Here is a 24,862-nt window from a genome sequence, read left to right on the forward strand (position 1 = left end):
CTGATTGATAGTGTACTTTTGACACTAAATCAGAATTTTATGAAAAACAAATATCTTGTAGTTTTTGCATTATTAGGGCTAGTAGTTCATGGGCAAATTTTTGCTCCTGAAGGTTTGAACATGCCCGGCAACTGGGATTCGTGGTCTAATCCACCTACAAACAATGCCTTACGTGGAGTACAGGGGGCACCTGGAGGAAGAGTGCAAATCAAAACTGGACTGGGAACCAACATTTATCAAACTATTTTCAGTGTAGCTGCCTCTGGAGGAGATTTGGTTGGTGGTCCGTATCAATGGCTCTTTACCAGCGGACCCACAGGTGAATATTATAAAAATAAATGGGCCGGGGTTAATGTAAGTATGAATACATTTCAAACCTACACGCATAATACTTGAGTTGACAATACGGTGCCCCTAACTAACGGAAAATGGTACACTGTAAATTTTCATAATATCGGGTATGTAAATACCAGTGCTATCTTTATGGAAACCAGCGGTGAGCCGCGAACCATTACATCTGTTACTACTTCCCAACCTCTTACGGATGTTTATCCCGGAAATCTAACCGTAACTATTAATTTGAGTGGAACCCCGGCCTCTGACGAATACTATTATTTGCGTTGGACCACAGACAATTTTTTAACTAACAACATTGCTGCTTTTACGATCTTAGGAAGCACTGGCACCGCTACCATTGCGGTATTACCCAATCAAAACATTGATTTTTACATCTTCAGCTCTTCCATTAGTTCCATTAGTAGTGGAAAAAACAGTTTATTTTATGACTTACGAACCATTCATTTTAACAACAATGGAGGATCAAACTACACATGTACAATAAAACCCGCTTACAGAACCGTTTCAACTGCAGGGACCTATAATTTTAATATGGCATCTGCATGGAGAGGAGGCGTCGTACCCCTGGCATCGGCAAGGATAGAAATTGAGCCAGGGGTATCCATTAATGCAAGCTATCAAACCTTGACGCTGGACTCTATTGAGCTATTAGGCTCGGGAGCATCCTTCGATGCTACAGGCACACAGATCACAATGGTGAACAATGCTGCCTTAATAGTGCCATCCGGAACTTCATTTACCTCAGATTTCTCTACATCAATCGAATTTGCCGGCACCGGCAGGATACCAAATGCTCTGACTCTAAATGGCACAATCATCATCAACGATGAACTCATTTTATCACCAGGAGTGGTCTTCAACGATGAACTCCAGATAAAAACCGGCGGTTTTGTCAGCTCTAATGCTCCTGTTTGGGGTTCTAACAGCACTTTGGCATACCATGCAACAACATATACACCCGGCCTTGAATGGAGTCATACCGGATCAGGAACTATAGGTACTACTCCCGGATACCCCAATAATGTAAACGTTGGAGATGGTTTAAACGCTACTACTGTTAACTTTAATAATCTGGACAGAGCCATGGAGGGTACTTTATTTGTCAACACCTCATCTACCTTCAATTTCAACAATACAACCATTGCAGCTGACCTTTTAACAAAGGGATTAAATCTCTGGGGTACGATACACATGAACAACAGCAACAGAAAGATTATATCCATGGGTGATGTAGTAATCAATAGTGGAGGTGAATTAAATCTTTCATCTGTAATTGGAGGTGATTTAGAGATCAGAAGCGGGGGCATTATTTAGAATTGGAGGACTATTTAATCCAAACAACAGGGCTTTAATATTCAAAGACAATTCCAGTGGAGGCATCAGTGGTTTCGGAATTTTTCAATTGCCATATTTGATCGTAGATAATTCACATGTTATAACATATACGGACGTACTAATAGAAGAGACGGGATTTATCCAATTAATTAATTCTTCTACATTATTTACTGTAAATTCACCAGTCACCTTACGAGCTAACGCTACAAATTATGCAAAACTATTGGTGTGTGGAAGTTGTACTCTTTCAGGCTCATCAAACATAGTAAAGGAAACGTACTTCGCTGCCGGCGCAGCCAATACCAACATGGCATCACCTGATTTTAACGATGGCAAAAACGGCCGATGGTACTCCATAGGAATGCCCATGCCCGGTGTAGCGATGAATTCATTTGACGGTGGAAGTCCGGCGTTTTTCTCTTCTGCGACACCTGGGCCGATTGCCCGATGGGATGCCAATACCGGTAATTATGTGTATCCGACCAATCTTCTGACAGACAATTTTATAGCCGGTCAGGGCTATGTAATCTATATGGGAGAAAACCAACACGGTATCATTACCCGTGACCTTTCGACCCAGAATTTAATAAGCTTGACCATGGATGTGGCGAACCCTTCCGCTACTATTTCTTTAGGGTATACAAACTCTCCATTGTTGACAAACATTTTTGGATCCAATACCGACGGCTGGAATCTAGTGGTGAATCCATGTTTAGCCCCGCTCAATCTGCAAGGCACCAGCACTGTAAACGCCGATGCAACGGCCTATATTTACAATCCTACCACCGGTAATTTCACCACGTTTAATTTTTCGGATCCTTCTCCGTTTTTTATTGCTCCGTTACAGGCCTTCTGGGTGAGAGCCACCACCACAGGAGGTAGCATCAGCGTGTTGCCTGCCAACCAATCCACCTCAGCAAATCCGGCTCAGGCCAAGCCACAGATTCAAATGGAACACGCCTGGCTGAAATTGGTACGACAAGACGGCAGTGAAGACCTTCTCAAAATTTATTTCCGTCAGGAAGCTACTGATGGCTACGAAAATACTTACGATAGCGAGAAACTAACCGGCGACCCGACCCGAATAGGTCTTTTTTCTACTGCAAGCGGTAAACCTACTGCTGTCGATAGTCGCTCGCCCGTTACCGGTCACAAGCAAATACCGGTGTATGTGTATTGTGGAAGTTTCTCTGTTTTAACTATTTCAATCGAGTCATTGAATCTGCCAAGTGGTTACAAAGCATGGCTCGAAGATCACATTACCAACCAAATGGTGGAAATCGAAAACGGACCTTATACTTTCTATCAATCCTTCATAGGAAATCATCACAGATTCACACTCCATATAGCTGAAAGTATGATTGGGGTAAATGAACAGGTTAAATCCTACGATAGTCAGGTATGGACCTCGGGCACAAACCTGCACATATTGCTCAGCGCTACTACCAATTCCGGAGACTTCAGCCTCTTTGACATGTCTGGTAAATGTATTTACACTAAAAAATTTGAAGGCATTGCTGGTCAACATCTGACATTTGATCTGAGTCATCTGCGTAGCGGTGTGTATGTTGTGCGTACACGTATCAACGGATTAGAAAAATCAATTAAATTCATTCGATAATTATGAAAAATTTACTGACTTTTGGCTTGTTGCTCCTTGGATTTGCTGTGGTGGCTCAACCTGGAATGCCTAACAATCCTACTCCGATCGATGGTCTGACAGGCCTATTGGTGGTCGGTGGAGCCATCATTGGATTTCGGAACAGAAACAAAATAAGGTAATCGATAATTGCAGGAAAAGAAAAATCCGGCTCTGTGAAAGAGCCGGATTTTCAGAAGTTGGCCGCATATTCTCAAAAAAAGGTGTTATTGATTCATACAACATCCTGCGTCTTTTTTTAAACAAATTGGTCTCCGGCCTTGATTTTTACTACGTTTACAAAGTTTTTGATCAGTTGCTCATTTTCACGGCGACAAATCAGCAATGCGTGGGGTGTATCCACTATAATGTATTCGTTTAATCCGTCAATCACAGCTACTTTGTTACCTTCTATGCTGATGATGTTTTTACAGGTGTCGTGGGTAAAGATGTGCTTGCCCACCCTGGCATTGCCGCAATCATCCCAGGCAAGGTGGTCGTACAGCGAGCCCCAGGTGCCCAGGTCGCTCCACGATAGATCGGCCGGAATCACATGTACATTATCGGCTTTTTCCATGATCCCGTAATCAACGCTTTGATTTTCACAGGAGGGATACACCTTTGCAATATATTCTGTTTCTTTGTTGGTGTTAAAATACTGCAGTCCACGTTCGAAGGTCTGATGAATTTCAGGCAAATGCTTTTTAAATGCACTGCGACAAGCTTTTACTGACCAAATGAAAATGCCGGCATTCCAAAGGAAATCTCCGCTATCCAAAAACATTTTTGCCAGCTCCTTATTGGGTTTTTCAGTAAAGGTTTTAACTTTTCTGATTTCGGGATGTATGGAGGGGCCCGGCAGATATTGGATGTATCCATAGCCTGTATCAGGTCGGGTGGGCTTGATGCCAATGGTGAGCAGGACATCAGAAGTCTGCGATAGGGATAGTCCCAATCTGGCGATGCGCTCAAATTCCGCCTCTTTCAATATCAGGTGGTCACTTGGGCAGATCAGTACTGAAGCATCTGGATTTTTTGCAAAAATTTTATACACGGCATACGCTATAGCCGGAGCAGTGTTTCTCCTGGCCGGCTCTGCCATGATGTTTGAAGGTGGAATTTCGGGCAGCTGGGTCTTTACCTCTTTGATGTAGTCGGCACTAGTGGAAATGAGTATGTTATCTGCAGGACATATTCTTTTGACACGGTCAAACGTTTGCTGTATCAAAGTTCGGCCGGTACCTAAAATATCGTGAAACTGCTTGGGATGTGCTTGTGTGCTGGCTGGCCAGAATCTTGAACCAACTCCCCCGGCCAGAATCACGGAAAAAAAATTTGAATTCATCAGGATGTATGCTATTCTGGTTTATCGGCAAAGGTATCCAGAAAGCAAGAATAGGGTGGGGCAGTTTTCCTGAAAATTGAAGGTGAACAAAAGGTAGAAATCTCCTATTGGCTTATGCTAGGCATCTACCTCAAAGAAAAATTTCACCGTTTTGTATTCAGGATGCGTAAAAAAATCAAGGCAAACAGACCAGATCTGTCTCTTCGTTTTGAGGTAGGATTTGTTTCTGGGAATTTTCAGAAATATTCCCATCCGATAATAGTTGTTTACTCTGTTCACCGGTGGAAATTCAGGTCCGATGACCAAGATTTCGCTAACCGATTTGAGCATCGATGTCAACTCGATGGAAGCTTTTTGAAGCAACTTCAAATCTTTGTGCCTTAGCATCAGATGAATCATTCTGACAAAAGGAGGATACAAAAATGTTTTTCGCTCCTGGCTCTGCCACTCATAAAATGCCTTGTAATCATGCGTCTTAACAAATGTAAGTACTGGATGTCCGGTATTGTAAGTTTGAATAAAAACTTTTCCTACCTGTCCGCTGCGGCCGCTGCGGCCAGCTACCTGTTCCAGCAGTTGAAAAGCTCTTTCATGCGCTCTATATTCGGGAAAGTAGAGCAAATTGTCGGCATTGACCACACCAACCACTTCTACCTTGGTAAAATTCAAACCTTTGGTCACCATTTGTGTGCCTACCAGGATGTCTATTTGTCCAGACTCCATATCGGTCAGCATCTTGTTGTATCTTTTTTTGCTCTGGGCGGTATCCAGATCAAGTCGTTCTATCCGGGCTCCCGGAAACAGTGAGGACAATTCATCTTCTATTTGTTCGGTGCCTGCACCCAGCATTTTCAGATGAATGCTTCCACATACCACGCACGCCGGTGGAATGCTTTTTTCCCTTCCACAATAGTGGCATTTAAGGCGGTGTACAGCTTTGTGGATGGTAAGGGAAATGTCGCATCGATCGCACATCTGAACTGTACCGCAATCTTCACATATCAGCTTAGGCGAGTATCCACGGCGGTTTTGAAAGATGATGGTTTGCTTTTTTCTGCGCAGTGCATCGTCGATAGCTTCGATGAGGGTCTGGCTGAAGTTGCCTTTCATGCGGTTTTTTTTCTTTTCTTCGCGGATGTTTATCAGGTGGACTTCGGGTAGTTGTAGGCCTTCGTACCGCTGGTGGAGCTCGATCAATCCATATTTGCCCTGGAGTGTATTGAAATAGCTTTCTACCGACGGGGTAGCCGTTCCCAGCAGTACATGAGCTCCAAAGAGTGTAGCCAGATAAATAGCTGAATCTCTTCCCTGATATCGCGGATTTGGGGCATCTTGTCTATAGGAGGAGTCGTGCTCTTCATCAATGATGATAAGCTTTAGGTTGCTGAAGGGTAAAAAAATGGCACTCCTTGCTCCGACGACCAGTTGACTTCCCGGATCGTTTTTTCGTACTGATTCCCATACATCAGAGCGCTCCCGGTCCGTCATGCGGCTGTGGTATAAACTTACTCTCTCCCCAAAAAAATGCCTCAGACGGTTAATAAGCTGTGTGGTAAGTGCAATTTCGGGTACGAGCATAAGACATTGGCCCCCTGATTTTTCGATTTCTTTCATAAGGTGTACATACAGCTCAGTTTTGCCACTGGATGTGATGCCATGCAGAAGAGCTATTTTGTTCTCAGCAAAGGTTTTTAGTATTTTTTCGTATGCCTCCTGCTGTGCCTCAGTGAGTTTAGCTGCTTGTACTCCACTTCTGGAAAACAATGCCGATTCTTTTATCTCCCGGATTTCCAGAATATTTTTTCGAACTAATGCATCGAGCGCAGCTATGGTACTGGTTGATCTGTTCAGCAGCATTTCCCTGGTGATGAACAAATGTCCCTCAGCTTGAAGCTGGTAATAAGCCAATACGATATTTTGTTGTGCCTTTGCTTTTGTTTTAGGGTGGAGGATGGCTTCAATTTCCTTTTTTTTATGCGCGTTTATGTGCACTACTTTAATCCACTTCTCAAGCGAATGATATTTAATGGATTCTTTAATGCCTAAGACGCCAATGTCAACCAGTTTTTTAGCGCGCTTTGCTGCTGCTGTGCCATATTGTTTTACAAGGTCGTTTAGTGTGGTTTCGGGTGAGTTCCTGGTGATGGTAAGTATTTCCCTGTCTTCTGCTTCCAGATTTTCATCCCAGTATTCTTCTTCAATCAAGCACTGAAGCTGTGTTTCACTTTCCAGCTTTAGTCGGGAGGGCAATGCTACATTCATCACCTCCCCGGGGGTACACATATAATACTCTGCCATCCATTGCCAGAACTGTAAGTTTCGAACATCGTCAATCACAGGGCCCAAAACTTCCAGAATTTGCTTTGGTTCATAGTTGTCCGGGGCATTGTTGTGTAATCGGATAACGATTGCAGAATAAATTTTTCGGGGGCCAAACTGCACAAGCACCCGTGTACCGATCCTGATGTGTGGACTCAACTCGGTGGGGATTTCGTAAGTAAATCCGTTGGCCAGTGGTCTGGGCAGTAAAACTTCAGCAAACCGAAACCCGACGAGGTGGCTCAAGATGTTCAGATTTTAAGGGAATTTTCAAAAGGAACTCTGTTTAGAATACTTCTTCCCAGTGTGATTTCGTCGGCGTATTCCAACTCTTCACCTATGGCAACTCCTCGGGCTAATGCAGAGATTGTGATGGGTAAGTGTTTGAGCTTTTTGTATACATAAAAGGCAGTTGTATCGCCCTCAGCCGTGGCCGGCAGGGCTACGATTACTTCTTCACAGCCTGTTTTCTCCACTCTTTCGGGCAGGTCGGCTACATATAGGTCCTGTGGACCCACACCTGCCATTGGATTAATCACACCCCCCAGCACATGGTAATACCCTTTAAATTGGCCGGTGTTTTCTATAGCCAATACATCTCTCACATCTTCTACCACACAAATCCTGGTGCTGTCTCTCCTCTCATCTGCACATATCTGGCATATATCGCTTTCGGATATGTTGTGACACCGTTGACACTGTTTAGTTTCGGTTGCCAGGCTGTGTATGGATTCGGCCAGACTCAGTCCAAACTCTGGTCCTTTGGCCAATATATGTAAAGCTAGTCTGATAGCACTTTTTCGTCCGATTCCCGGAAGCTTGGCCAATTCTCCTACGGCTCTTTCCAATGTACGGGAAGGCAGGCTTTGTTCGTTCATCTGTTTTGATTGCGCAGGTTTATGACTGCAAATTACCGGATTTTTGACTACATCCCATCCTCTTATATTTCCAATTCAGAGATTGTGAAAATGTTTTTGGATTTTACACAGAAAAGAAAATCATCTGGAGCTGACTTAGTCTGTCCAAAAAGACGGATAGAAGCCTGATGCCTCCGGGATAATTTTGCTCGGTTTTGGTTTTGAGCTGGCCAGTTGTTTCGTATCATACTTATATATATTGAATGGGCTATTTTGCAAATTACTGATTTCAGTTCAACGACGATACGGGAAATTAGCTGTTCTAACCACAGCCTCCAGCAGATGTATTATCGTGAAGTGCAGCGATTCAATCAATGGTATTTCATTGTACTGCATCTTCTCATTCTGGGGACTGGTATTTTGATTTTGTATTCAGAATACTTAGCTAAACCGGTAACCAATCCTACGGATCCCGAACCTTTCCTATTCTTTGTATTGTTGGTACTGATCAACATTTTTTTGATATGTATTCAACTGGAGGCGGTGTTAAGTGAAAAAGGGATGAGCGTTCGATATTTTCCTTTCGCTTCTGAATTTCACCCCTGGGAAAATATTCAGCAAGTTGAGGTTGTAACACTGCCATTTAGTGGTCCGGGCATCCGGTGGTCTGATGATTACGGTTTGATATACAATGTAAGAGGAATTAAAGGTGTTTTTGTCATCTGCCACAACGGCGAAAAATACATCATTGGTTCTTCCAATCCGAAAAAACTGGCTATGGAAATTCGCAAAAGGCTAACAAGAGGAATGTGATATTTCTTTGCCAAAAAATTTTACCCAAGTGATTTGGTTTTTGCTAAGCGTATTCTGCTCCGTTTCAATTTTTTTGATTTTCAGGTTTTTTCCAAAATATGAGGTAAATACATTCCGAGCTATAGTAGTCAACTATGTAGTGGCATTTACACTCGGGATGTGGATTTACCTGGGTAAGGGGCAACGCATTCCCGGCGACCTTGGGTATTGGCCTTTTGTGGTGTTGATTGGCTTTTTGTTCATAACGCTTTTTGGGTTGATGGCCAGCGTCACACAGATGTATGGAATTACGGTAGTTTCCATAACTGTGAAAATGTCACTGGCTATACCTGTATTGTTTTCCTTGTTGTATTTCGGCGAAAAATTAACGGTCTGGAATTTTGCCGGTATTGTTCTGGCTTTTCCTGCCCTTGTGCTTAGTACGTATCAAAAGTCGTCCGATACCGGAAGATTTCGACTTGGCTGGATGCCGGTGGTCTTGTTTCTTGGCAGTGGTCTGCTGGACAGCTTGCTGAAGCTTGTGCAGCAGACCTATCTGACAGAGGCTACTTCATCGCTTTTTTCTGCATTGTGTTTTGGAAGTGCATTTGTATTTGGATTGGTCTATCTGGTGCACCAAAAGGTCAGTTTTGGCATGCCTTTGATGGATGTTCGCTCGTTAGTAGGTGGAATTGTATTGGGAATTCCCAATTACGGCTCTATTTACTTTCTGGTCAAGGCATTGCAGATACCCGGAATGGACGGTGCAAGGGCTTTTCCCATTAACAACATGGGAATTGTGATCGTATCTGCTTTGGTTTCGGTTTTATTTTTTGGAGAGCGTTTCACTTTGGCAAGAAGCACAGCTGTAGGTCTTGCTGTGGCAGCCATTCTGTTGATGAGCCTGTCCTGAGAGGTTGGATTGTGGTTTTATATGTATTTTTTAGCCTCTTCCAAGGTGATGGTACTGCTGCCAAGTATCATCAGGCGCTCTACTACATTTCGAAGCTCCCTTATGTTGCCTGTCCATGGCAGTTGCTGCAAATAGCTGATGGTATCGGGTGCAAAGGTTTTCATGGGGAGGCCTTGTTCTTCAGCGATTTTTGCAGAAAAATGCTCTACCAGTAAGGGGATGTCATCGACTCTTTCCGAAAGTTTGGGCATTTTGACGATGATGACTGACAGACGATGGTAGAGGTCTTCTCTGAAGTTTCCTTTGGAAATTTCGTCTTGCAGATTTTTGTTGGTGGCAGCAATTACACGTACATCTACGGTGATGTCCTTATCACCTCCCACGGGAGTGATTTTATTTTCCTGGAGAGCGCGTAGCACTTTTGCCTGAGCGGAGAGGCTCATATCTCCTATTTCATCGAGAAAAAGGGTGCCACCATCGGCAAGTTCAAATTTGCCCTTTCGGTCTTTCACTGCCGAGGTAAAAGCTCCTTTTTTATGTCCGAAGAGTTCACTTTCAATGAGTTCAGAGGGTATGGCGGCACAGTTTACTTCTACAAAAGGTCCTGAATTTCGGTTGGATTTTTCATGGATTTGACGGGCTACGAGCTCTTTGCCAGTTCCATTGGCACCGGTGATGAGTACCCGCGCATCCGTAGGAGCAATTTTGTCGATCATGTCGCGCACGCTATTTAGCGCTTCACTTTGTCCGACCATTTGATATTGCTTGCTGACCTTCTTTTTTAGGATTTTGTTTTCTGTCAGCAGGTTTTTCCGGTCGAGCGCATTGCGCACCGTGTTGAGCAGGCGGTTCAGATCGGGTGGTTTTGACAGATAATCGTAAGCACCGGTTTTAATGCACTCTATGGCTGTATCCATATCGCCGTGGCCTGAAATCATCACTACTTGTGTGTCAGGTGAGTACTCGCGATAGTATTTCAACACTTCCACTCCATCGATGCCTGGCATTTTAATATCGCAAAGCAACAGGTCATAAAAGTTGTCGCCGGCCATGTCAATGGCCTGCTGGCCGTTTTCAGCTTCGTCGATATGATATTTTTTGTTTTCGTTGAGCAGAATGTCGCGCAGGACTTTTCGGATTGCCTTTTCGTCTTCTACAATAAGGATTCTTGCCATGGGCATTGGTTGTTAAGGATTTGATACATCACCCCTTCTTTAAGGGCAAAGGTCGACAACATCACAGTAGGGACGGATACGTTGAGCAACACCATTTCCAGCTGCAAAGCAGACATGTGGATGGTGTCGGCCCGCATAGATTCCATACCGGGTATTTGCAGCCTGAACTGCTCGTTTTCTCTGATAAGCTGATGGATTAGCTCCAGGAGATCGCTCACCGGAAGAATAAAACCGTTGCCGGGTTTATCATAAATTTTTTGTTTGAAGGCCAGGATCTGGGCAAAAGTATCAAATGAGCCTGATGAACCCACCAATATCTGGGGCTTATGATGGGCACACACTTCAAACAAATCCTCCAACTCGTCGCGCAGATACTGCCGAATGGCGCCTAATTCATCGGCTTCGGGAGGATCGGCGGGCTTAAACATCTCAATTAATCTGCTTCCACCTATAGGATAGCTCTTTTTCCAAAGCAACTGTGCGGGATCTGCCAGTATGAATTCGGTGCTTCCGCCACCGATGTCCATGATGAGGAATTTTTGATTGACCATTCCTCTGATGGAATTTTTTACTCCCTCATATATGATGGAAGCTTCCGTTTCTCCGTCGATTACATTTATTGTGATGCCGGTAGTGTTAAGTACGGCCTTCACAAAATCAGCTCCGTTTTCGCTGGTTCTGACGGCTGAAGTTGCCAGGGCGTAGATCTTCTTAACCCCTAACTCCAGGCAGGTTCGCCGGTGCATTTGTATGGCTTCTACTCCTCGGGAAAATGCATCGGGTTGTATGACGCGTTTTCCTAAACCACCTTTGCCAAGTTTTACAGGTATTTTGGTATTGTATAAAATTTTTCCCTCAGGTACTTCGAAAATTAATAAGTTAAAGGTATTGGTTCCCAGGTCTATGACTGCCACATTCATTGTTTTGTGTTTGAGGAGTGGAGAAAAACTTCATTCTGTGGAATGGCAAAACGCAGGTTTTTGTCTCTGAAAAGCTTTTCAATTTCCATTCTGATCTGGCTTTTTACCATAGGTATGCCAAAGAGGTTGTTGGAATAAAAATACAGGTCAAAGACAAAACCCCGAGTTCCAAAGTCATTGAGCATTACGCGGGGATGGGGTTTTTTCAGCACATCTTTGTGGGTAGAGGCAGCCTGGAGCAGCAGTTTTTCGACCAGTTGTGCATCAGAGCCAAACTCTGCCGTAACGGTGATATTGAAGCGGGTTGGTTTCTGATTTTGACTCCAGTTTATTATCGGGAAATTCGTCAGTCTGGTATTTGGAATTACCACGGCAATATCGTCAAGTGTATTTACAATGGTCGCACGCAGGCCTATTTCAGACACTTTGCATACCATTCCGTTTACTTCTATTACATCTCCTATAGCTACAGATCTCTCAGATAGTAAAATAAGACCGGCTACAAGGTCTTTGAAAAAATCCTGTAACCCCAATCCAATACCTACCAGTATGGCCGTAGAGCCTGCCAACAAGACCGTGATTTTCGCTCCTGTCGTCTCGATGGCCAGCACTATCCCAATGACATAGGCCAGATACACAATGATTTGATACAGGGCGTGAGCCTTGCCGGATTCAATCTTTCCATTGGATACCAGGCGATCAAAATATTTCTTGATGGCATATATCGAAAGCCGGACTATAGCAAAAATCAGTAGTATCAGCAGGATATTTATTACCCGGAAATGAATCGTACCGATGCTGAAAAGCTCAAATTCAATGAAATTTTTTAAATTCATAGTGTATCGCTTTAAGGGTTGGACTTGGATCTTTCGCGGGTTCTTCTCTGTGCGAGGAATGCGATGTAGTGTTGTATCAGCAATTGGTCGTTTTCCAGGATGTGAGGCGGGGTATTTTGAAAGAAAGGTATAAGTCCTTTCGGATAGCTGCCAGAGGCGTGTATGGCTCTCAGACTGTATTTGATGATTTTATGAATCTTTGGTTGATACTGAGGCATTTCCCATTTTGGCTCATATACGAGGTTAAGGGTGTTCAGAGCGTCGTTGTGTAGGCCAAGTTTGTGCTCTATTTCTGCTTTGTTGAGCAATGCTGCGGTATATCTGGGGGCAATCTTCAGTGCACGTAGGTACCACTCACGGGCGAGCAACAGGTCTCCTGTCGCCTTGTAATAATTGCCCATCTGATTCATGCTGATGAAGTGATACGGTGTCAACTCAAGGCTCTTCTCAAACATTTCTTTCATTTTGGGCCAGTTTTGCTGAGCCATGTATCCAAGTCCCATGTAATAGTACATATTGTTGCTCACTCGGTCTACTATGAAATAATTGCTGATGGCGCTTTGGGCCAGCGGTATAATTTGTCGGGCATCCTGTCGTGCATTGGCTTGCAGTACTTTTACGCTGATTTTTTCGCTCTTCAGCTTTTGAAAGGCCGTATAGCTGCTCAGCAAGGCAATTCCCGAGAATATCAAAATAAGCCAACCTGGTAGTTTGACAAATCCCGATCTGCTCTCGGCGAGAACTAAGGCTGCTCCGGTCATTAAAAGCATTTGTAGCTCAGGTCGTTCCATTGGAAAATCAAAAAAGCTGAAGCCCAGGTAGGCTGTGAAACTCAATAGAGCGACTCGCATTTTAATGGTATTGATGTTTTCGTGGCTTTTTCGAATGTTTTGAATAGCACTGTAATAAACTAAAAACCAAAAACTTATAAAAAATAAAAAACCGATACATCCGCTTTCGGTAAGCACCCAAAGAAAATCGTTGTGGGGTTGGGGCAATACCGTTTCTCCGTCCATCACTGAGGTGTTCATACCTTCTACTCCATATTTCGGAAACCAAAACTGCCAGTTACCGGCACCTACTCCGAAAGGATTTTCTTTAAACATTTCAATGCTGTTGCTCCAGAATTTCAACCGATGGTTGAGATTGGTAGGATCGATTATCTGATGGCGTGAAACATAAATGCTACCCGCCAGGGTCAATACTACCAGCGTTAATGGGATAAGTCGCTTGTAGTTGAGCTCCATTTGTTTTTTGCTCTTCAACCATTGTGCAGCAGCTGGAATCAGAATCACCAGGGCCAGCAGCAGACCTATCCATGCAGCCCGGGTGCGAAGCAAACCAATGATGACCAACGACAGCCAAAAGCCGGCTATTGCAAAGATTTTAGTGCCCAGGTCGGCAAATCTGATCAGATAATACATCCAAGGCAAAGTAATGAGCAATGCACCGGATACCAAATTCTTGTGACCGATGACGGATTGGACACCATAAATCTGCATCATAAAATCTTCTTTTTTCAGCAACATGAGGATTTGAAATATGGCTACAGATGAAATAATCAATACCGATGAAAGGTATAAGCTTGCCAGATGATCTTCTGAAAAAATTTTTTTTCTAAAGAGCGAAGTAGCAACAACCAAATACGATACCGTGAGACCATGACGAATAAATTCGACCCTCGCATCGACCTCCACGAGAGCCCCCGGAATTAAAAAAGCCATCGTGATCCACCAGCCAAAGAGAGCTATGGCAGCAACGTGCAATTCAAAGGTCTGGCCTCTGTTTTTAATATAATACAACACCCCGAGACCAGCGGTGGCCAGTCCTATGGCAATTTGCCTCGGCAGTTGAGAAGGGTCAGGTAAACTCTTGTCAAAGTACAGAAAAAAGAGCAGAATTGAAAATAAAGTCCATATGAAAACTGGAAAATAATACTGTTTTTCAGAGGTTTGCTTTGAGTTGGGGGCCACTTTGGATTTTTGAGAACTCATGATTTTAATCAAGCGTTGCAGCTGTCAGACAATGGTATTTTTAAAATTCAAATTCTGCTGCTAATGTAAATGCTATCGGACCAACCTACGTCATGATATGCGACGGAGCCAGGGCGCAAAAGAGCCGAAAGCTCCCTTTTATCCTTTTGCGGTTTTGTATCTTCTTCTCATTTCGCTTTTTTTGTCAGAAATACGATTTTAATCAAACAAAACAACTTTTTTGTCCAAGTCTTTTTTACCTTGCTGGTATTGAAATGGATTCTTTGTAAACCTCTTCTCCATTTCTCATGAATACTCACGGGGACTTTGGCAGTTTAGCTTTTGTCTTAGGAGGAGGATTAATTTATCAGGCTCTAACCGTTTGACAAGGCAAACGAAGGGTTTTAAGTCCATATTCGCACGGATAATATTGTATCCATATACGTTTGTATATGTCAAAACAAAGGCAGCTGAAACAAACCGCCTGCAGCATTCCGGATTGGCATTTGAAAAGGTAATCTGGGGTTTTACACGTCTTTCAGAGTTGCAATTGCCCTTCTATGCAAATCCAGCCGGATATTGAATGACCACTTTACATTTAATCAAAGTCAGAAGCTGCAGGTGTATTGTTTTTTGTGTGGTTGAAGTTTGATTTACAGTGGAGTACATATATATGCCGCGCACCGTCACATACCTCTACCGCTCAAACGCGATTAAGAGTAAAATTTTATACATTTCGCCACTCTATCAGTGAAGAAAAAATTTTATGGAATATCTTGATTTTGAAGCTCCTATCAAAGAAATTGAAGAGCAAATTGCCAAAGCAAAACAGCTGCAGGAAGAAACAAAAGTGGACATGACGTCCACACTCGAGGAGCTCCACCACCGGCTGAATCAAACCAGAAAACACATATATGAAAATCTAACGGCTTGGCAAAGAGTACAGCTCAGTCGCCATCCAAACAGACCCTATACTTTGGCATACATCAATTACCTGACCAATGGGCAGTTTCTGGAGCTCCATGGCGATAGAAATGTAAAAGACGACAAGGCCATGGTTGGTGGTTGGGGGTTATTGGATGGAAGAGGAGTCATGTTCATCGGCCAGCAAAAGGGCATTAACACCAAAATGCGCCAATACCGCAACTTTGGGATGGCCAATCCTGAAGGCTATCGCAAAGCGCTCAGACTGATGAAAATGGCCGAAAAGTTCAACAAACCGGTGGTCACCCTGATTGATACTCCGGGGGCATATCCCGGCCTGGAGGCCGAAGAGCGAGGCCAGGGAGAAGCCATAGCGCGCAATCTTTTGGAGATGAGCGTACTGAAAGTACCTATCATATGCATCATCATCGGCGAAGGAGCATCTGGTGGAGCGCTCGGCATTGGAGTAGGGGATAGGGTGTACATGCTTGAAAATACCTGGTATTCGGTAATATCGCCCGAAAGCTGTTCGTCCATTCTCTGGCGAAGCTGGAATTTCAAAGAAAAGGCAGCAGAAGCCCTTAAGCTGACCGCAAAAGATATGCTCGAACATGGATTGATCGACGGCATCATTCCCGAGCCTCTAGGCGGTGCACATACCGATCATGAAACCACCTTCAAAACTGTAAAACAATACATTATCAAGGCCCTTGAAGAGCTAGAGCCCATGAAGCCTGAGGAGCGTATCGACCAACGCATTGCCAAATTCACTTCGATGGGAGTATATGCTGAAGATTGATTCAGAAAATGCATAGACCGCTTACAACATTCGTATGGTTTTTCTGGCTGGCAGGAGCGGTTGTATGCGGATGCAAACCAACACCAGAGCCGACACAGGACAAACCTCAAAGTCATACCGCTGGATGGATCATCCCCATCGGTGGCGGACCAAGGACGGAAAAACTTATTTCAGACCTGATCGACTATTGCCAACTGAAGCAAGGCGATACCATCCTGGTAGCTCCAATGGCAAGTGAAGAACCAGACTCGGCCTATGAATATGTAGCCCGGGACTTTGAAAAATTTGGTCTGTTCTGCAAGAAATATTATTTCACCCGAGAAGATGAATACATACCTGTTTCGCATCTGAATGCTAAAGTGATTTTTTTTACCGGAGGCGATCAAAACAAGCTGATGCAGGCATTATCCCTGCCGGGCGTGGCCGATGATCTTCAAAAATTTCATATCACCGGTGGTCATATTGCAGGTACAAGTGCCGGAGCTGCAGTGCTTAGCCGGTATATGATTACAGGAAATCAACTTAAATACTCCCAATACGAACCTACCTTTAGTCGGTTGATCACCGATAATATCGAATTGGCAACAGGGCTTGGGTTGATCCGAACAGCCATCGTCGATCAGCACTTCATCGTGCGGAGTCGATACAACAGACTTTTTTCTGCGCTCTTTGAGCTACCTGACTTACAGGGGATCGGGATAGATGAATCGACGGGTATAGTTACCGACGACAGTCTTGCAATTGTGATCGGATCGGCTCAGGTAGTTCAAATGATACCCGGCAGACCTATGCGTAGCGGTGAGCTTATAGGTGTGCGCAGTTGTATGGTGAACATCTATCTCCCCGGTGATACGTTTTATTTAAAAACAAGATAGCATATACCCGACCCAAAAACATTGTCCCGAAGGAAACTTAAAGCGAAAATTTGCAGTACAGCTTCTGAATATGTAAATTCATTGAAAATCAGGTTGTAACGAAGGAGAAAAAAGATAGGGTGTATAAAATTGTTTTAAAACTGTCTGTCTATATTTGCGGCCTCATATTCCAAACCATTCTCATTTAATTTTTGAAAAAGAATGCAGAACAAAGGACTTATTAAAGGTTTTGCCATCGCATTTGCCATCGCTTGCTTGTATCAGTTGACATTTACTTTCACCTCCAACAGGATAGAACGCAAGGCCCGCGAATTTGCTCAGGGTGATAAAGCTCTGGAACAGCGTTACCTGGATTCAATGGCCTCCGAAAAGGTGTTGAATCTTCTGGTGAGAAAATACACATATGCTGAAGTAAAGCAAAAAGAACTCAACCTGGGTCTCGACCTCAAAGGTGGGATGAACGTAATCCTGGAAGTACAGGTGAGAGAAATCATCAGAAATCTGGCAGGCGATCCCAATAATCCAATCATCATAGAGGCGCTTAACAATACAGACAAAAAACTCAGAAGCACACAGGACAACTATGCTAATCTCTTTTTCAATGAGTTAGATGCAATAATTCGGCAGAGAGGTTTATCGCTACGGTATTCCGATCCTACGTTGTTTGGCACCAAAATGCTTAATGATCGCGTCGGTTTTAATGCACCGGATGAAAAAATCAAAGAAGAAATCCGCCTGGAAGTACAGGGAGCTATAGACAATGTATACACAGTGCTCAGAGCGCGTATAGACCAATTTGGCGTGGTTCAGCCCAACATTCAGAAGCTCGAAAACAGCGGAAGAATCCTGATCGAGTTGCCAGGGGTGAAGGAACCCGAACGCGTAAAAAAACTCCTGCAAAGCACTGCTCAGCTCGAATTCTGGAATCTGTACGAAGGGGCCGAATTTCTCGATTTTCTAGGAGATGCCAACGAAAGACTCAGAATACTCTTTCCAAAAGAGACCTCAAAACAAGAATCAGTCGCTGCTGAGAAAAAAGAGCCATCTGCGATACTCGACATTAAAAGCGTAGAAGACGTAGATGATACAACCTCTGATGCCATGGAGGCAAAAGATACAGCAAGCACAGATGCTTCCGACACATTGTCGCTCGAGAATCAATACAACCCCTTGTTTGAAATATTTGCTCCTTACTATGACTTTCAAAACAATAGAGCTATTCCCGGTCCTATTGTAGGCATAGCGCTGGTAAAAGATACGGCCAAGGTTAACCGCTATCTCAATCACCCTCAGATTAGAGCTCTTCTGCCCGGCGATAAGCGCTATGTGAAATTTCTCTGGTCCGCCAAGCCCGAAGGTAGTTCACAGCAGCTTTATTTGCTTGCCATAAAAGGCAACAGAGACAATAAGCCTGATCTTTCTGGAGATGTAGTGATCGATGCCCGTCAGGATTTTGACGAACGCAACAGACCCATCGTCACGATGACGATGAATGCAGTTGGAGCCCAGAAATGGCAAAAAATCACCCGTGAAGCAGCCAGCCAGGAGCCCAAGCGCTCAGTGGCAGTGGTACTTGACAATTTGGTATATTCCTTTCCGCAGGTGCAAAACGAAATTCCCGGAGGTCGTACACAGATCACCGGCAACTTCACCATTCAGGAGGCTCAGGATCTTGCCAATATCCTTCGAGCTGGCAAGCTGGCTGCACCCGCGCGCATCGTTCAAGCTGATGTGGTAGGTCCGTCTCTTGGCAAAGAATCGGTCAGAGCCGGCATCTGGTCGTTTGTCATCGCATTGATTATCGTGCTTATCTACATGATCTTTTATTATCAAAATGCGGGTATTGCGGCCAATGTGGCATTGCTTGTCAATATGTTTTTTATCTTCGGACTCTTGGCCTCGCTTGGTGCAGTGCTCACACTGCCGGGTATCGCCGGTATAGTCCTTACCATTGGTATGTCTGTGGATGCCAATGTGATCATTTACGAGCGCATTCGCGAGGAAATCAGGGCAGGCAAAGGTTTGAAATTAGCTATAGCGGATGGGTACAAGGCTGCTTACTCATCGATCATCGATGCCAATGTGACCACATTGCTCACCGGTATAATTCTTTACATCTTTGGTACCGGTCCGATTCGTGGATTTGCCACCACATTGGTAATAGGAATTTTTACCTCTCTATTCAGTGCAATTTTCATTACAAGGCTGATTTTTGAAGCGCGACTTGAGAAGAAGAAAAATGTAACCTTCTCTACGAAGTTTACCGACCGGTTGTTTGCCAATGTCAAGCTGGATTTTCTAAGTCAGCGGAAAAAGGCGTACATCATCTCAGGAACCATCATCACAGCTGGTCTTATTTCGCTGTTTACCAGAGGCTTGGATTTTGGGGTTGACTTTGTCGGAGGCCGCTCCTATCAAATTCGATTTGATCAACCGGTAAATACAGTGAAACTGGCTACTACACTAGGTGACTACTTCATCGATGAGTCCGGTAAAAAAATAATCCCCACCGTCAAGACCATCGGCTCGGCCAATCAGGTGATAGTGACTACCAAATACAAAATTGGTCAGACGGGGCTGGAAGTCGAAGACGAAATCAAAGAGAAATTGTTTGAAGCTTCCAAATCGTTTTTCGCCAATGAAATCAACAAAGAAATGTTTCTTGACAACGACAGTGGTATTGGCATTGTGGCTGAGCGACAAGTGGGTCCGACTATTGCCGACGATATTAAAGAGTCTGCCGTGTGGGCAATCGTTTTGTCGCTAATCATCATTTTTCTCTACATTCTGGTCAGATTCAGTCGTTGGCAATTTAGTTTAGGTGCTGTAGTTGCGGCTTTTCACGATGTGATCGTAGTGATATCTCTGTTTTCCCTGCTCTATGGAGTGGTTCCTTTCAGCCTGGAGATCGATCAGGCGTTTATAGCCGCCTTGCTGACTGTAATAGGGTATTCGCTCAACGATACAGTGATAGTATTTGACCGTATACGGGAGTACTTTGCTACCCACAGTCGCCGTAAGCCAATACATGAGGTCATCAACGAAGCGGTATCCAGCACGCTGGGCCGGACCATTAACACATCGTTGACCACTTTATTTGTATTGGTGATCATTTTCATATTTGGAGGGGAGGTGATCCGAGGCTTTATGTTTGCCTTGATGATGGGCATCATCGTAGGAACCTATTCGTCACTTTTCATTGCTACGCCGGTGGTTTATGATACCTTTAGCGAAGAAGACAGGGTAAAGCTTCAGGAAGCCCACAAAGCAGCCAATGTTTAATTCCTGATTAAAATACTCAGTTGGCCGGGAAGATTCCCGGCTTTTTTCGTTTTAGCATATACTTTTGTTACGCAAAGTGTTGATGATGTTTCTGTTTATAGGTGCCAGTGAGATTTTTTTTATTCTGCTGATTGTCTTGCTTTTTTTCGGAGCGGATTCCATTCCTGAAATTGCAAGAGGGCTGGGAAGAGGTATCTATGAAATCAGGCGTGCCACTCAGGATATCAAAAATGAAATCACCAAATCGGCACAAGAGGTTATTGAAAAAGAGGAAATTGCAGAACAGGCCGAAACCATCCGGAAATTGAAGGATGAAATAGAGGGGACCATCAGCAGGAAAAGGTGATCAGATGTGGTTTGTTTTTCTCATCCTTTCAATTTTTTCCATCGCGTACGGATTTTGGAATCTATTCAATTCTTTGAGCGGGTTTTTGTCGCGCTGGCAGATAAAGCCGGTTATAGCCGGATTCATTGTTTTTTCGGCCATTACTTCCCTTCCAGAAGTATTTGCTGCTGCATATAGCCTCAACCGCCAGTACACCTTGGTGCCTTTGCCCATGGTGATGGGAAGTAATTTGTTTAACTACACAGTTTTGTTGGCTGTAGTGGTTGTGCTGAAAAGAGTTCGGATCAATGCCACGGCCAGGGACGAAGATTTTTGGGCAGAAATACTCATTTCCATCGTTTTGTTTTTCAATTTTCTCGAAACACCGGCCATTCATTCTCTTTCTTTGCTGTCGGTGGTGTTGCTCTTTATCGTGTATGGGTTTCTGGTGCGTAAAAGCAAGTTGAGAAACAGGGAAAAAATGGCTTTTTCGTCGATGGAATTACCACGGCAGCACCACTGGTGGTTTCTCTTTGCCAAGGGGTTGGTTTTTACGATAGCGGGAGCCATCTTATTGGTTGAGGGTTCGCTCTCTCTTTCGGCCGTTACAGGGATTACTTCCATGGTATGGTCCTATGCAGTAAACGGTGCTATTGTAAGCATTCCCGAAATTTTGTTACTTATTTATCTGATCAATGACAATCAGATTTCTGCATCGCTATCCACCATAGCAGGTTCAGGGGTGTTTAATTGGGTCATGGGTTTTGCTGTGCCTCAATATTTTTCTGGTCTGGTACTGGATGAAACCTTACATGTACGGAGCTTGTTTGGTATCTATTATGCCACAATATTTATTGTATTTCTATGGCTTCGCTATAAAGGCAATAAAGAGCTGAAAAAAACGGAAGCCATTGCTTTGATTTCGCTGTTTTGTCTTTCGGTTTTGGCGGTTTTTTTAGAAGTTAATTTTTGCCAAAACGGGTAGATATACTTTGAATGTAGAGCCTTTGCCGAGTTCGCTTTCCAGCTCTACAAATCCATTGTTGAGTTCGGTGTAATTTTTTACGATATACAGTCCGATTCCTGTGGAGCTTTCTCCTTTGGTTGGCTTGGCAGAGAGCCTTTGGAAGAGGCCAAACATTTTTTGCTTGTCATCTTCTGTAAATCCGGGACCCTGATCCGAAATGCTTATGACTGCATACTCCCTTCCTTTTTTTACGGCCGATGAAATCACGACCTTCACATTTGAATTTTCAGGGCTATATTTAATGGCATTTGACATCAAATTTTGAAAGACTTCACCCATTTTTCTGGCATCGATGGTAACCAGATATTTTCCGTCGGTATGATAAGTCATCTGAATGTTTTTTTGCCTGGCGTAGTTGTTCATCAGCTGGTAGTGTTCTTCTACCAATCCGGATATTTCTACGTCTGAAAACTCCAGTTTTTGCTTATCCGACTCCAGCTTCACGCTGGTAAGTATGTCCTGGATGATGGCCGTGGTCTGATCGGTGGATTTTTTTATCATCTCCAGGTATTGTATAAACTCTTCTTTGGTCGAGGTATCGATACTCATTTCCTCAATCGTATGACTCATTAGGGCTCTGATGCCGTCGATGGCTGAGAGCGGATTTTTCAGGTCGTGTGCATACACTCCGAGCAGTTGATTTCTCTGTTCAGAAAGTTGGAAAAGTTCCTCTTTTGAGCGCTCGAGCTCTTGCTTTTCTTTTAAGAGCTCTTTGGTTCTCATTTCCACGATTTTTTCCAGTTCTCTGTTTTTTTTCTGTAGCAGAGATTCCCGATATTGTAGTACACCATAAGCTGCCATCATCAGCACAAGGATGTACAAAGCGATCATGTAACTTCTCAGGTAAAAAGGAGGTAAGACTTTGAAGGGTATTTTTAGTACATCACTGGTCATTTCATAGATATTTGTGGCGTAGATCTGAAGCTCATCATCGCCAATATTTAATTTGGGAATGACTATGGTATTGGAGTTTTCCAGTTTGATCCAATCAGCACTTTGATTTTTCAGACGGTAGAAAAATTTGATGAAATTCTGACCTTCATAGTAAGGGGAAGTTATGTATACGACCAATGGTCCTTGGTCATAGTTGATCACGATTTTTTTTCTGTTGTTTTCCTCTGTTATCATGCCCGGAGAGCTAAATGTAATATCTCTTATGGAGATCTTCAGAGGCTGGAAGATTTTATGCGATTTGTTCAGGTCGAGTACGTACATATTTTCAATGAATGAAATCAAGAGCAGGTTGTCTTCCGTTAAATGCCAACCGGCAAATCCCCTTTTTGGTAAATACTTAAAAATCCGATTAAAAGTGCTGTTTTGATCGATGCTATCGTTTAGCAGAAGGTATTCACTTTCTGTTCCCTTTGTAAACTTGGCAAACAGACCAATAGGTGTGAGGAGCATATTGTTGACAAAATACGATTTGGCCAATGGACCGAAATCATTGGTTTTTAAGAGCGAATTCCGGTACTTATCGAGTTTGTATACACCTTCCTGAGTGAGGATGTAAACGCGTCCGTTCAGTACTTTTACCTGGTTGTTGAAATAGGAAGGAAGACCGGATTTTGTGTCATAGAATCGTATGTAATCGTCGTGCCAAAAACCGACCCCGTTGGCGGTAGTCGAAAACCATAAAATCTGCTCGTTTTCTACTTCGACATTTTTGAGTTCTACATTTTCAAAAATCCGTACTTTGTGGATTCTGGCTTTATTTCCTTTCAGTGAGAAAATCAGTATCGAATGTGGATTAAAAACTCCGTACAGATGTTGACTTTCGCTGATGGTAAAGACCGAAATTCCTTCCTGAAATTCCAGTATTTTTTTTCGGTTTTTTTCGTCTGCGAGATAGAGACCCTTGTTGGTGAGCAGAAGGAAGTTTTGCTCATTGTAATGGAAGAGGCCTCTGATGGATTCACTTATTTTATCCAATGGGGTAAATGAGAAATTTTCAAACTGATAGATATAAAATTCATCTGCACAGAACACCGTTCCTTTGAAATTCAAAAAGGAATGAACGACGCCTTTGATTCCGTCTTTGCTGTCGTAGACGCTGAAGGGTGAGCCGTAGTTGATAAAATTTACTACGGTATTTTCGGCGGACCAAAGGTTCCCGAATCTATCTTCATACACATGATTGACTGAGCTTCTCGTGAGGTTGTTGTCGGAGTTGAAGTGGTACAGGATTTTAAAATCCGGTTTTGTGATGATGATTCCGTTGTTTCCCAGGGCAAAGACATAGTTGCCATCGTACAATCCGGATATGTTGGATAATCTGCCGCTTTTGATGTACTCGCTTACCTCGGTGGTGAAATAGGATTGGATAGAGAGTTCATGGTCTTTTAGTGTGCATTGGATGGATATTCCATCGCTGGTAAACATTACAAGACCGTCGGGAACCTCTACTATGGATTCGATGATTTTGTTGTTGAGTTGATCGCTGTTTTTTATAAAAATTTTTCTTTTATCATGCAGTGCATACAGTCCGATGCCTTCCTCCTGAACGATCAGATGGCGGGATGTTTTGAATGCTTTGTGAAATGTGTTGTTTTCTGCCTTGTGGATTTTAAATCGGGTGCCGTCAAACTCGAAAATGTATTTGTTGGAAAAAAAGTAAATATTGCCATTGATGATGGTTTGCCAAACTCTGCCTAAGGATGGCTGGCTGGCCGGCAAGAGATTAACCAGGGAGAAATAGGTGAATTGATTTTTTTCGTCCAGGTCGATGTAGCCTAAATCGTCGAGGCCACCGGTGTATACAAGGCAGTTTTTTTCATCGATGTCCAGGGAGTAGATTTCGGTGTTGAGATTGTTTTTTACGATTTCCCAGTTGTATCCGTCAAATATTTTTACTCCGGAGGAGGAGGCGATGAAGATGTATCCGTTGACGTTTTGTGCGATTTGCCAATTGACTCCACTGCCTTTTGTAACCGTGGGGCCGAAGGTTCTGACTCTTGGTTTTGGATTGGCGGCTGTACAGAAAGCGATTAAAAAAATCAGGAAAGGGAGAAATTTTTTTCTCAAGAATTTTTTCCGGCAAAAATACACAGCTGTCTGTGGTTTTTTTGTGTAGTGATTGAAGTTTTGCAAGGTCGGATTTTTCGGGGGATTGGAAAATTCCTGCAAACGCAAAAATTCCCAGTGTATTTGAAAAAAAGGCTGCCAAAGATCC

General features: G+C 43.5%; 19 protein-coding genes. 11 read left to right on the top strand and 8 right to left on the bottom strand.

The annotated features are described in order from the left end of the window. The first annotated feature begins 39 nt into the window (after positions 1 to 39). The 4 genes from DES35_RS02090 to DES35_RS11480 all read left to right on the top strand — a co-directional run bounded on the left by DES35_RS02090 (position 40) and on the right by DES35_RS11480 (position 3,474). Positions 40 to 396: a hypothetical protein gene (locus tag DES35_RS02090; RefSeq protein ID WP_114365665.1), complete on the top strand. Its 357-nt coding sequence runs from the start codon at positions 40 to 42 to the stop codon at positions 394 to 396. Between the two features lie 87 nt (positions 397 to 483). Next, the gene (locus tag DES35_RS02095) at positions 484 to 1,671 is read left to right on the top strand and encodes a hypothetical protein (RefSeq protein WP_125039369.1); all 1,188 of its coding nucleotides are present in this window, start codon (positions 484 to 486) and stop codon (positions 1,669 to 1,671) included. 97 nt (positions 1,672 to 1,768) lie between these two features. After that, positions 1,769 to 3,313 (top strand): T9SS type A sorting domain-containing protein, encoded by a 1,545-nt coding sequence (locus DES35_RS02100; protein ID WP_125039368.1) that lies wholly within the window; start codon positions 1,769 to 1,771, stop codon positions 3,311 to 3,313. A 2-nt stretch (positions 3,314 to 3,315) separates the two neighbouring features. Further along, positions 3,316 to 3,474 (top strand): hypothetical protein, encoded by a 159-nt coding sequence (locus tag DES35_RS11480; RefSeq protein ID WP_160172013.1) that lies wholly within the window; start codon positions 3,316 to 3,318, stop codon positions 3,472 to 3,474. A 116-nt stretch (positions 3,475 to 3,590) separates the two neighbouring features. Here the strand turns inward: DES35_RS11480 and DES35_RS02105 are convergent, their stop codons facing one another. The 3 genes from DES35_RS02105 to recR form a co-directional block, all read right to left on the bottom strand. Continuing rightward, positions 3,591 to 4,676, bottom strand: coding sequence for a mannose-1-phosphate guanylyltransferase (locus DES35_RS02105; protein WP_114365667.1), 1,086 nt, complete (start codon positions 4,674 to 4,676; stop codon positions 3,591 to 3,593). A gap of 117 nt (positions 4,677 to 4,793) precedes the next feature. After that, positions 4,794 to 7,241 (bottom strand): replication restart helicase PriA, encoded by a 2,448-nt coding sequence (priA, locus tag DES35_RS02110; RefSeq protein ID WP_037360040.1) that lies wholly within the window; start codon positions 7,239 to 7,241, stop codon positions 4,794 to 4,796. A 5-nt stretch (positions 7,242 to 7,246) separates the two neighbouring features. Then, positions 7,247 to 7,873, bottom strand: a complete 627-nt coding sequence (gene recR / locus DES35_RS02115) for a recombination mediator RecR (RefSeq protein ID WP_037360042.1) — start codon at positions 7,871 to 7,873, stop codon at positions 7,247 to 7,249. A 252-nt stretch (positions 7,874 to 8,125) separates the two neighbouring features. On the opposite strand from recR, the gene DES35_RS02120 reads away from it, so the two are divergent. Beyond that, entirely contained in the window at positions 8,126 to 8,665 is a 540-nt protein-coding gene (locus DES35_RS02120) for a hypothetical protein (RefSeq protein ID WP_211306524.1), read from the top strand. Between the two features lie 28 nt (positions 8,666 to 8,693). Beyond that, complete coding sequence (locus DES35_RS02125; protein ID WP_160171998.1) at positions 8,694 to 9,557, top strand: DMT family transporter; 864 nt, start codon at positions 8,694 to 8,696, stop codon at positions 9,555 to 9,557. Positions 9,558 to 9,574: 17 nt separating this feature from the next. On the opposite strand, the gene DES35_RS02130 is transcribed toward DES35_RS02125, so the two are convergent. The 4 genes from DES35_RS02130 to DES35_RS02145 are packed head-to-tail and all read right to left on the bottom strand — an operon-like array spanning position 9,575 to position 14,482. Next, the gene (locus DES35_RS02130) at positions 9,575 to 10,732 is read right to left on the bottom strand and encodes a sigma-54-dependent transcriptional regulator (RefSeq protein WP_037360174.1); all 1,158 of its coding nucleotides are present in this window, start codon (positions 10,730 to 10,732) and stop codon (positions 9,575 to 9,577) included. Further along, positions 10,711 to 11,652, bottom strand: a complete 942-nt coding sequence (locus DES35_RS02135; RefSeq protein WP_037360045.1) for a Ppx/GppA phosphatase family protein — start codon at positions 11,650 to 11,652, stop codon at positions 10,711 to 10,713. Before DES35_RS02135 ends, DES35_RS02130 begins: the two co-directional genes overlap by 22 nt. Continuing rightward, positions 11,649 to 12,488, bottom strand: coding sequence for a mechanosensitive ion channel family protein (locus DES35_RS02140; protein WP_114365669.1), 840 nt, complete (start codon positions 12,486 to 12,488; stop codon positions 11,649 to 11,651). Before DES35_RS02140 ends, DES35_RS02135 begins: the two co-directional genes overlap by 4 nt. 11 nt (positions 12,489 to 12,499) lie before the next feature. Continuing rightward, positions 12,500 to 14,482 carry an O-antigen ligase family protein gene (locus DES35_RS02145; protein WP_114365670.1) on the bottom strand — a complete coding sequence of 661 codons (1,983 nt, stop codon included), beginning with the start codon at positions 14,480 to 14,482 and terminating at the stop codon, positions 12,500 to 12,502. Positions 14,483 to 15,227: 745 nt separating this feature from the next. On the opposite strand from DES35_RS02145, the gene DES35_RS02150 reads away from it, so the two are divergent. The 5 genes from DES35_RS02150 to DES35_RS02170 all read left to right on the top strand — a co-directional run bounded on the left by DES35_RS02150 (position 15,228) and on the right by DES35_RS02170 (position 21,651). Continuing rightward, positions 15,228 to 16,184, top strand: a complete 957-nt coding sequence (locus DES35_RS02150) for an acetyl-CoA carboxylase carboxyltransferase subunit alpha (protein ID WP_114365671.1) — start codon at positions 15,228 to 15,230, stop codon at positions 16,182 to 16,184. 8 nt (positions 16,185 to 16,192) lie between these two features. Further along, the gene (locus DES35_RS02155; protein ID WP_125039366.1) at positions 16,193 to 17,059 is read left to right on the top strand and encodes a cyanophycinase; all 867 of its coding nucleotides are present in this window, start codon (positions 16,193 to 16,195) and stop codon (positions 17,057 to 17,059) included. A 201-nt stretch (positions 17,060 to 17,260) separates the two neighbouring features. Then, positions 17,261 to 20,341, top strand: a complete 3,081-nt coding sequence (secDF, locus tag DES35_RS02160) for a protein translocase subunit SecDF (RefSeq protein WP_114365673.1) — start codon at positions 17,261 to 17,263, stop codon at positions 20,339 to 20,341. Between the two features lie 85 nt (positions 20,342 to 20,426). Then, positions 20,427 to 20,687: a Sec-independent protein translocase subunit TatA/TatB gene (locus tag DES35_RS02165; RefSeq protein WP_114365674.1), complete on the top strand. Its 261-nt coding sequence runs from the start codon at positions 20,427 to 20,429 to the stop codon at positions 20,685 to 20,687. A gap of 4 nt (positions 20,688 to 20,691) precedes the next feature. Then, positions 20,692 to 21,651: a hypothetical protein gene (locus DES35_RS02170; RefSeq protein WP_084180206.1), complete on the top strand. Its 960-nt coding sequence runs from the start codon at positions 20,692 to 20,694 to the stop codon at positions 21,649 to 21,651. Here the strand turns inward: DES35_RS02170 and DES35_RS02175 are convergent. Then, positions 21,622 to 24,714 (bottom strand): sensor histidine kinase, encoded by a 3,093-nt coding sequence (locus DES35_RS02175; RefSeq protein ID WP_125039365.1) that lies wholly within the window; start codon positions 24,712 to 24,714, stop codon positions 21,622 to 21,624. The genes DES35_RS02170 and DES35_RS02175 overlap by 30 nt on opposite strands. Between the last annotated feature and the right edge of the window lie 148 nt (positions 24,715 to 24,862).

The sequence above is a fragment of the Schleiferia thermophila genome (genome assembly GCF_003337435.1).
Lineage (GTDB): Bacteria > Bacteroidota > Bacteroidia > Flavobacteriales > Schleiferiaceae > Schleiferia > Schleiferia thermophila.

What these genes read in the sequence shown, in the direction of transcription:
- DES35_RS02090 (WP_114365665.1), top strand. Translation starts at nt 40, where the DNA reads ATGAAAAACAAATATCTTGTAGTTTTTGCATTATTAGGGCTAGTAGTT.
- DES35_RS02105 (WP_114365667.1), bottom strand. Translation starts at nt 4,676, where the DNA reads ATGAATTCAAATTTTTTTTCCGTGATTCTGGCCGGGGGAGTTGGTTCA.
- DES35_RS02170 (WP_084180206.1), top strand. Translation starts at nt 20,692, where the DNA reads ATGTGGTTTGTTTTTCTCATCCTTTCAATTTTTTCCATCGCGTACGGA.
- DES35_RS02150 (WP_114365671.1), top strand. Translation starts at nt 15,228, where the DNA reads ATGGAATATCTTGATTTTGAAGCTCCTATCAAAGAAATTGAAGAGCAA.
- recR (WP_037360042.1), bottom strand. Translation starts at nt 7,873, where the DNA reads ATGAACGAACAAAGCCTGCCTTCCCGTACATTGGAAAGAGCCGTAGGA.
- DES35_RS11480 (WP_160172013.1), top strand. Translation starts at nt 3,316, where the DNA reads ATGAAAAATTTACTGACTTTTGGCTTGTTGCTCCTTGGATTTGCTGTG.
- DES35_RS02130 (WP_037360174.1), bottom strand. Translation starts at nt 10,732, where the DNA reads ATGGCAAGAATCCTTATTGTAGAAGACGAAAAGGCAATCCGAAAAGTC.
- DES35_RS02140 (WP_114365669.1), bottom strand. Translation starts at nt 12,488, where the DNA reads ATGAATTTAAAAAATTTCATTGAATTTGAGCTTTTCAGCATCGGTACG.
- DES35_RS02155 (WP_125039366.1), top strand. Translation starts at nt 16,193, where the DNA reads ATGCATAGACCGCTTACAACATTCGTATGGTTTTTCTGGCTGGCAGGA.
- DES35_RS02095 (WP_125039369.1), top strand. Translation starts at nt 484, where the DNA reads ATGGAAACCAGCGGTGAGCCGCGAACCATTACATCTGTTACTACTTCC.
- DES35_RS02145 (WP_114365670.1), bottom strand. Translation starts at nt 14,482, where the DNA reads ATGAGTTCTCAAAAATCCAAAGTGGCCCCCAACTCAAAGCAAACCTCT.
- DES35_RS02135 (WP_037360045.1), bottom strand. Translation starts at nt 11,652, where the DNA reads ATGAATGTGGCAGTCATAGACCTGGGAACCAATACCTTTAACTTATTA.
- secDF (WP_114365673.1), top strand. Translation starts at nt 17,261, where the DNA reads ATGCAGAACAAAGGACTTATTAAAGGTTTTGCCATCGCATTTGCCATC.
- DES35_RS02165 (WP_114365674.1), top strand. Translation starts at nt 20,427, where the DNA reads ATGTTTCTGTTTATAGGTGCCAGTGAGATTTTTTTTATTCTGCTGATT.